The sequence below is a fragment of the Streptomyces anandii JCM 4720 genome, from assembly GCF_014650655.1.
Lineage (GTDB): Bacteria > Actinomycetota > Actinomycetes > Streptomycetales > Streptomycetaceae > Streptomyces > Streptomyces anandii.
The window spans coordinates 93,464-97,493 of record NZ_BMVJ01000011.1 but is presented as its reverse complement, the minus strand read 5'-3'; the positions used below and the strand labels follow the sequence as shown (position 1 = coordinate 97,493).

Here is a 4,030-nt window from a genome sequence, read left to right as displayed (position 1 = left end):
CCAGGACACCACCAGCCCGGCCGCGCCCCCGCCCAGCGGGACCACCGTGCGGACGGCGCGGATCAGTGCCGGGTAGAGCGGGAAGAACGCCAGGTCGTTGTGGACGACGCCGGGGTGCGGACGCTCGACGGCGCCGTAGCCGTGGGCGGCGATCCGCAGGTACCACAGCGAGTCCCAGGACCGGCCCAGCAGCGCGGCCGGATCCTTGCCGTGGCGCCACGCGGCCACGGCGACCACCCCCACCCCGGCAGCGCGCACCGCCGCGAACAGCGCGGCCGCCACGAAGGCGGACCACAGCGCACCCCTCCCCCCGGCCTCCGGCCGGGCGAGGGGAAAGGGCGACGACAGGGTGCTGACGCGGCTCACACGGGCATATTGCGATACAGGCCGGACATATGGCCCCATTGCGCCCCATGCGGGGCGTGTCAGCCGGCCAGGGTCTTCAGGCGGGTGGCCGCTTCCTCCAGGAGGGCGGGCTGTTTGCAGAAGGCGAAGCGGACGAAGGGGGCGCCCTCGTCGCGGTGGTCGTAGAAGACGGCGTTGGGGATGGCCACGACGCCGGCGCGCTCGGGCAGCGCGCGGCAGAAGGCGAAGCCGTCGTCGACGCCCAGGGGGCGGATGTCGGTGGTGATGAAGTACGTGCCGGCCGGGCGGAAGACCCCGAAGCCCGCCTCGCTCAGTCCCGCGGCCAGCACCTCGCGCCTGGCCCGCATGTCCGCGCGGAACGTCTCGAAGTACGACTCCGGCAGCGCGAGCGCCTGGGCGACCGCGTACTGGAAAGGGCCCGAGGCCACGTACGTCAGGTACTGCTTGGCCGAGCGGACCGCGGTGACCAGGCCGGGAGCGGCGGTGATCCAGCCGACCTTCCAGCCGGTGAACGAGAACGTCTTGCCCGCCGATCCGATCGTCACCGTCCGCTCGCGCATCCCGGGGAACGAGGCGAGCGGGACGTGCTCGGCGTCGTCGAAGACCAGGTGCTCGTAGACCTCGTCCGTGACCACCAGCAGGTCGCGCTCGACGGCCAGTTCGGCGATCGCGGTGAGCTCCTCGCGGGTGAGCACCGTGCCGGTCGGGTTGTGCGGGGTGTTGATCAGCAGCAGCCGGGTGCGGCCGGTCACCGCGGCGCGCAGCTCGTCCAGGTCGAGGCGGAACGCGCCCTCGTGCGGGCGCAGCGTCACCGGCACGCGCCGGCCGCCCGCCATCGCGACGCAGGCGGCGTAGGAGTCGTAGTACGGCTCCAGGGCGACGACCTCGTCCCCCGGCTCCACCAGTGCGAGCAGCGCGGCCGCGATGGCCTCCGTGGCGCCCGCGGTGACCAGGACCTCGGTGTCCGGGTCGTACGACAGGCCGTACCTCCGCAGCTGGTGCTCGACGACCGCCGTACGCAGCTCGGGGACGCCGGGGCCCGGCGGGTACTGGTTGCCGCGCCCCTCGCGCAGCGCCCGCACGGCCGCCTCCCGGATCTCCTCGGGGCCGTCGGTGTCGGGGAAGCCCTGCCCCAGGTTGATCGCCCCGGTCGCCACGGCCAGGGCGGACATCTCGGCGAAGATCGTCGTCCCGAACTCGGCGAGCCGGCGGTTCAGAAGCGGGCGTGCGCTGGAGGTCATGCCGGCCATCCTGCGCCGAAGCTCTGGGGTTCCTCAACAATGCAACGCCTCATCTCTGAGCGGGGCCGCGCCGGGCGGCCCGACGCCGTCCCCCGTCGGGCCTCAAGTACCCGCTCGGGTCCAAGGGGCGGGGCGTTCCCGGAATACCGATGCCCCGGTTGTGTGAGGAGTCTGTAGGTACGTCGCAATCGGGTGAGGAGTGCCCTGGAGCGGATCATGATCCTTTAGGCTGACCGCCTAGTCGAACGCATCTCTGAGATCTGAATGAGGTAATCCATGCATGCCCTCGGGCGATTTGCGGCAGCAACGGTGTCCGTTGCTGCCCTCTTCGGCGGTCTGGTGGCCACCGCTCCTGCCGCTTCCGCCCTGCCCGCCGCCTGCGCCAAGGACGACACCTTCCCCGTACCCCTGGCGGAGAAGACCACGACGAACGTCAACCTCCGCCGCAACCCGGGTGTCGGCTCCACCTCCCTGGGCCTCCTGACCAAGGGCACGAAGTTCAGCGGCCGTTGCCTTCATTACAAGGGTGGGACGAACTGGGAGTACGGCAAGGTGCTGTCCGGTGCCAACTCGGGCAAGTGGGGCTGGGTCGACTGGCGGTACCTGCGCGACTGACCGGCGGCGGCGCCACCGGCGACGGGGCGTGCCGACCCGGCGTTGCGGCTGAGGGGGTACGCCCACTTGATGCCCGCCGGCCGCGAGCGTGCTCGGCGGGCCATCGACGCAGTGGTCGGGCGCAGCCCTCGGGAGGGTCGCGGTCCACAGGCGGCCCGATGAGACCCTGACCGCCCCTGATCTGCATTCTTGCAGGTCAGGGGCGTTTTTCGTGCCTCGACCCTCAGAAGTTCCTCAAGTGTGCTTTGGCCGGGCGGGCTGACGGGCATCCCCCGGGCACGCAACGAGCGAGGCGCCCACGGGGGGCTGCTTCGGGGGACCTCCGGACGTGGTGACGGAGGGGTTCGGGAGGAGGGGGACGCCATGGTCTTCGGTCTGGTGGTGGCGGTGATCGCGGTGCTGTTCGTGGCCTCGGCGGCCGCGAAGGCCCGCAGGAACGGCCAGAGGTCGTGGAGCCGGCGGCGCAACCGGTCGTACGGCGGGGCCGGCGGCGCGGGCGCGGGCGGCGGCAGCTGGTGGGCGGGGGACGGCGGGTCGTCGTCCGGGGACTCGTCGTCCGGCGGGCACCACTCCGGCGGGCACCACTCGGGCGGGCACTCCGGTGGCCACTCGGGTGGGCACCACTCCTGTGGGGGCCACTCCTGCGGCGGGCACTCCTCCTGCGGAGGCGGCTCGTCGTGCGGGGGCGGATGCGGTGGAGGCAGCTGACACGGGGCAGCCGAGCTCCGAGGGGGGAACCGCATCCCCCGGCGGCGCCCGCCGGCGACGAGGTCCGGCGGGCGCCCCGACGCGGACCCATGCGCCGCCGTGCCGACCCGTGCTCCTGTGCGCCGACTCGCGCGCCGGGGCGCACGCTGTAGTTGAACAGTTGAGCTGTGGGGCCCCCGAGGGGATGGAAACCCCACGAAGTTGGGTAAAAACGCTGTGGTGGCGCGGCCGTTCATGATTCCCTCTACACCACACCGACGCAGCCCCTGGGACGTCCCGCGCACACCTCTCCCGATCCGGGCCGACCGGGCCGTTTCCCTCGTGTTGGCCGGGCCGTTTCCCCCGTGTCCACCGGGGTGCGCCGGACCCCTCCTCCTTCTTCTGCGTGCTAGCGGAGCCGATCCATGCTCACGACCCTGAACACCTCCTACACCGACACGCGCGCGGCGGACCTCGCCTGGGCCCTGGGACGCGAGCCGCTGCCCGCACTGGCCACACTCGACCTCGAACTGGACGACGCGAGGCTCCAGTTGAGACTCCTCGGCGCCTCCCACCAGGTGCTCCTGGACGAGGAACGGGGCACCTGCTCGGAGACGGTGGCGTGCATCGCGGGCTCCAGCACACCCCTGCCGCTCGGCGTCGCCAAGCGCGTCGGCGACTGGGAGTACGAGTTCGCGGCACGCGTCGAGGTGCTCCCGCCCGGCGTGTTCGCGGGCCGGGCCCAGGAGTTGCTGGCCCTGGTCTCCGACCATCCGCACGGCCTCGCCGGCGTCTTCCCCGGCAGCCCGCACGCGTTCACCGCCATGCTCGCCCAGCGGTGCGAGGGCCAGGTGCACTGGCGCACCTGGCACGCCTACCCGCAGGACGGCCAGCTGGTGGCGACCCGGACCAGGGTCGGAGCGCGCCGCTCCGCACCGGCGCGGGCCGCATGAGCGGACTCGGGCACCACACGCGGCGGCAACTCCCCTTTCCACACGTGTGGGTGACGAAGCGTCGCGCGTCCGTGACGTAACGTCGCAGTCGTGATCGACCCGCACGCCCCGGCTCCCGGGCAGGCGCCACCCCGTCCCGCGCCCGCCCGGGTCCGACCCGCGCGGCTG

General features: G+C 72.7%; 4 protein-coding genes and 1 pseudogene. 3 read left to right on the top strand and 2 right to left on the bottom strand.

Annotated elements, in window-relative coordinates; translation table 11 throughout:
• Positions 1-366 (bottom strand): annotated as a pseudogene (locus tag IE249_RS37965) (hypothetical protein); the annotation flags it as partial.
• Between the two features lie 59 nt (positions 367-425).
• Entirely contained in the window at positions 426-1,616 is a 1,191-nt protein-coding gene (locus IE249_RS20680; protein ID WP_189706621.1) for a pyridoxal phosphate-dependent aminotransferase, read from the bottom strand.
• A gap of 300 nt (positions 1,617-1,916) precedes the next feature.
• Here IE249_RS20680 and IE249_RS20675 point away from each other — a divergent pair, with 300 nt between their 5' ends.
• The 3 genes from IE249_RS20675 (at position 1,917) to IE249_RS20665 (ending at position 3,862) form a co-directional block, all read left to right on the top strand.
• Positions 1,917-2,222, top strand: a complete 306-nt coding sequence (locus tag IE249_RS20675; RefSeq protein WP_229858900.1) for an SH3 domain-containing protein — start codon at positions 1,917-1,919, stop codon at positions 2,220-2,222.
• Between the two features lie 363 nt (positions 2,223-2,585).
• Entirely contained in the window at positions 2,586-2,930 is a 345-nt protein-coding gene (locus tag IE249_RS20670; protein ID WP_189706619.1) for a hypothetical protein, read from the top strand.
• 404 nt (positions 2,931-3,334) lie between these two features.
• The gene (locus IE249_RS20665; protein WP_189706617.1) at positions 3,335-3,862 is read left to right on the top strand and encodes a DUF2617 family protein; all 528 of its coding nucleotides are present in this window, start codon (positions 3,335-3,337) and stop codon (positions 3,860-3,862) included.
• Positions 3,863-4,030 lie beyond the last annotated feature (168 nt).